Raw genomic sequence first — 4,090 nt, forward strand, 5'->3', positions numbered from 1 at the left:
AACTTCCGATCTACTAGATCACGCTATCAAATTGCCAAACTTTGATAATTTGCCCACCCTACCCTACTAGCTCCCTGCTCCCTGCTCCCTGCTCCCTGCTCCCTGCTCCCTGCTCCCTGCTCCGAGATCCGCTGTTCCCAGATCCGCTGTTCCCTTGCTATAATCCATGATTAACCAAACCCAGGTATTCCCTCCCAACCCCCAATTTCAGCAACTCTTTCTGCTGTTACAGCGCTTAGACGGACTGCTAGAACGAGCTTTAGCCGCTGCCCAAGTTACCTATGGTTCCATGGCTGCAACTAATCCCTATCGGGGGATGCAAGTTGACCAGGAAGAAGTGGAACAGTTGCTGACTCGGCCACCAGGAACACCAGTATTGCAGGTAGATACAGAAACCGAACAGGAGTTACCCTCTGATGCTATCCTGGCAGGCTCATCTCTAGCATGGCTCCAAGAAACCTTTGCCCTCTCTGCTTTCGATGTCGATATTATTGCGATCGCTCTCGCCCCGGAACTAGACCGGCGCTATGAACGAATCTACACCTATCTCCAAGACGATATCCGGTGTAAACGACCCACTGTGGATCTCGTCCTGAATCTGCTCTGTCCAACTGGGGAAGCGAAACTGGCGCGGCGTAGTCACTTTACCCCAGAAGCTCCTCTCCTAGGTCATAGTCTACTACACCTGGTCTCGGACCCTAATCAGCTCCAGCCTACTCTGCTCGCTCACAATCTTAAACTGGATGGGCTAGTCCTGGCTCTGCTGTTGGGAGAAAAAGGATTAGATCAGCGACTGAAACCCTTCTCGACCTTACTTGAGCCGACTATTTCCCTGGAAGAACTACCGTTACATCAGGAAGTAAAGCAGGCTTTATTAACAATAGTTGTCGAAGATTGGCAAGCAAGCAAACCCCTGGCACTGTATTTTGAGGGTGCAGATACTAGTGTTAAACACCGTGCCGCCCAAGCTATTGCCAGGGCTGTGGAAGCACCGTTGCTAACCGTAAATTTAACTCGGGTTGTAGAAGCCAAAGCTGACTTGGAGCTAACCCTGAAACTAGCTTACCGTCAAGCCTGGTTTCAGAAAGCTTTAGTTTACCTAGAAGGACTAGAAACTCTACAACAAACTATACAAAGTTCCGAGAATTCCAGTCAATATCTATCTCTGCTAAGAATCATAGCAGACCATCAAGGAATTACTATCCTCGCTGGTGAAAAACCCTGGAGGCCAGAGAAAACTATAGCAATGGGAATGGTTACTGTTCCTTTTCCCATCCCTGAGTTTACTGTTCGTCGCTGGTGTTGGCAGAATCAACTAACCGCAGCTGGTATTTCCCTAGACAGACCAGAGCTAGATGCTTTATGCGATCGCTTCCGCCTCAATTCCGAGCAAATTACTGATGCCGTGATCGATGCCTGTAATCGAGCCCGTTGGCGAATTGCCCAAAACACTCCCCCCACTCCCCACACTCCCAACCTCCCACACTGCCTTGAAAAACCCACCTTGTCGGAACTATTTGCAGCAGCCCGTGCCCAATCTGGTCATCAACTAGGTTCATTGGCACGTCAGATTCAGCCTAAGTACAGCTGGGATGATATTGTCCTGCCAGTTAATCAAAAGGCTCAGTTGCGGGAAATTTGTAATCAAGCCAAATATCGACAGCTGGTGTGGGAAGAGTGGGACTTCCAGAGCAAGCTTTCCCTGGGCAGAGGACTGAATGTGATGTTTTCTGGCCCACCAGGGACTGGTAAAACCATGGCAGCGGAAATTATTGCCCACGAATTAGAGCTTGACCTCTATAAGATTGACCTGTCCCAAGTGGTCAGTAAGTATATCGGGGAGACAGAAAAAAACCTCAATCGCATCTTTACAGCTGCTGCCAATGCTAACGCCATTCTCCTGTTTGATGAAGCAGATTCCCTGTTTGGCAAGCGCTCTGAAATCAGCAGTGCCCATGACCGCTACGCCAATATTGAGGTTGGCTATCTCCTGCAAAAGATGGAGGAGTACGAAGGAGTGGCGATTTTGACCACCAACCTCCGCACTAATATGGACGATGCCTTTGTCCGGCGATTACGTTTTATTATTGAGTTTCCTTTTCCTAATCTCAAAGACCGCCGCCGGATCTGGGAGCAAATCTGGCCTAGTCCTGTACCTCGCTCTGAGGAACTGGATTTAGATTTTATCGCCCGTCACTGCGAGATTGCTGGGGGCAATATTCGTAATATTGCTCTAGCTGCTGCTATAAAAGCAGCAGATGATGGTGGAATTGTCAAGATGAATCACCTGCTGCGTGCAGTCCGGCGAGAGTATCAGAAGATGGGAAAAGTGTTAATAGAGGGTGATTTTGGTCAGTATGCTGGCCTAATGTGATGATTCGTAATAACTCAAATAACTGTGCAAACAATTCACTAAGCACGTTTAAGTTGTGTGTATTGTTGTTACGGAGAAGATTTAAGGGACAGTTTGCAGACTAAAGTGGGTACTTGCCAACTCAAATTGCCGATTGACCTCAGCCAGTTTGCCGATGATTTGGCGACCTGGGCTAAGAGTGAGGAAATGAGATGATTCATGACCTGGATAGAACGTTGGAGGAATTGCTCAAGGGCGAACTACCTCCTGAGCTAATCTCGTCAGTTACTATTAGCTTTGCCACACCTGACAAGGATTTTAGTGTCAAACCAGCGATTAATCTTTTTCTTTACGATGTGCGTGAGAATCTGGAGTTACGCAACACCACCTGGTCAACAGAACGCAGTAACGGTAGGGCAACCAAAAGGCGTAATCCAGTGCGAGTGGATTGCTCTTACCTAATCACCGCTTGGTCCGCTCTTACAGGTAATGGTCAAAGACCAGAGCAAGAAGAGCACCAATGGCTGGGGGAGGTAATGAAAGTGCTACTGCGTCATCGTATAATTCCAGCGGCTGTATTACAGGGAAGCCTCATGGGGATGGAACCTCCGATCAGGACAGTTAGTCTGAGTCAGAGCAACCTACAGAGTTTGGGTGAATTCTGGCAAGCAATGGGAGGAAAGCCCAGACCAGCATTGAACTACACCCTTACTATGGCTGTGGAAGTCGATGATCCAGTTGAGGCAGGAACCTTGGTAACAGATATCAGGATTGGGTAATTGCGGATTGGGAATTGGTTGACTATTTACCATTAGCCATTAGCCATTAGCCATAACCAAGATAGTTGACTAAGGGAGTATTGCTCGTGTCAAATAAGATTAGGTTGGAAGCAATCCGCCATCAGGTTGCGATCGCTGGGCAGGTTAAAGATGCCCAAACTAAGCAGGTGATTCCGGGAGCAGTGGTCGAAATTGCCGATATGCCCGAAAGGTTGAAAAGCAAGTTAGATCTGCTAGCTGGGCTGTATGGAGATGACTGGGAAAAGAGGGTCGAGCGACCTGACCGCACTCGTACCAGAGTTGACGGCTATTTTTACTTCCAGGATCTCCCTGATGGGTCATATACCTTGACGGCTTCCTTGCTAGGTACGGGTACTCGCTATAGTGCTGACCCAACCATCAAAACGATACCGCCTGGTTCTGATCACGAATCCGATCAGACCGAGGTTCATGTGTCATCAGATCCAGAAACTGGTGCGATGGCGATACCTACTGTTAATTTCTATTTCCAACCAACTGCTCTCAAGGGTAACGTCACCAACTCAGACGACGGTGAAGCTGTCGTTATGGCCAAAGTTGAGATTGAGGGGAGTGGTGAGTATACCTTTACTGACAACGATGGGAACTATCTCCTGAGTAGTCTCGAAGCATCTACGGATAAATCAAGTGCTCGTCCAGTTAAGGTTAAAGTTGTTGCCCAAGGCTACCAGAAAGAAACGTCTCAACTTGTAGACTTGAACCAAGGGCAAGTGACCACTCACAATTTGGTAGTGGTAAAGGTGTAGTGGTTTGGAAAAGGTTTTGTTAAGGTTTCGGTGGCTAAAATCACTACTTAGTAGTCCCAGGGAAAAAAAGAGATGTTTGTAAAGGATTATTTCATGCCTCGCAGGTTGACATATTCAACCTTATGTCCATTGCGCTCTCCTCGAGCCTCAAGTCCTACACTCACCTGGTAAAT

The 4,090-nt window shown here is 47.9% G+C and carries 4 protein-coding genes; all 4 read left to right on the forward strand.

The window, feature by feature from the left end:
- Positions 1 to 41 precede the first annotated feature (41 nt).
- The 4 genes from F6K57_RS38345 (at position 42) to F6K57_RS38360 (ending at position 3,917) form a co-directional block, all read left to right on the forward strand.
- Positions 42 to 170 carry a hypothetical protein gene (locus F6K57_RS38345; protein WP_293073758.1) on the forward strand — a complete coding sequence of 43 codons (129 nt, stop codon included), beginning with the start codon at positions 42 to 44 and terminating at the stop codon, positions 168 to 170.
- Positions 167 to 2,374: an ATP-binding protein gene (locus F6K57_RS38350; RefSeq protein ID WP_293073761.1), complete on the forward strand. Its 2,208-nt coding sequence runs from the start codon at positions 167 to 169 to the stop codon at positions 2,372 to 2,374. The genes F6K57_RS38345 and F6K57_RS38350 overlap by 4 nt, the downstream gene beginning before the upstream one ends.
- 191 nt (positions 2,375 to 2,565) lie before the next feature.
- Positions 2,566 to 3,132 (forward strand): DUF4255 domain-containing protein, encoded by a 567-nt coding sequence (locus F6K57_RS38355; RefSeq protein WP_070394513.1) that lies wholly within the window; start codon positions 2,566 to 2,568, stop codon positions 3,130 to 3,132.
- 86 nt (positions 3,133 to 3,218) lie between these two features.
- Complete coding sequence (locus F6K57_RS38360; protein WP_293073764.1) at positions 3,219 to 3,917, forward strand: carboxypeptidase-like regulatory domain-containing protein; 699 nt, start codon at positions 3,219 to 3,221, stop codon at positions 3,915 to 3,917.
- Positions 3,918 to 4,090: the final 173 nt, after the last annotated feature.

The organism is Moorena sp. SIO4A5, assembly GCF_010672005.1.
In the GTDB taxonomy this organism is placed as follows: Bacteria; Cyanobacteriota; Cyanobacteriia; order Cyanobacteriales; family Coleofasciculaceae; genus Moorena.

Bases quoted from the DNA above. Each gene is read 5' to 3' on its own strand.
- F6K57_RS38350 (WP_293073761.1), top strand. From the start codon at position 167: ATGATTAACCAAACCCAGGTATTCCCTCCCAACCCCCAATTTCAGCAA.
- F6K57_RS38355 (WP_070394513.1), top strand. From the start codon at position 2,566: ATGATTCATGACCTGGATAGAACGTTGGAGGAATTGCTCAAGGGCGAA.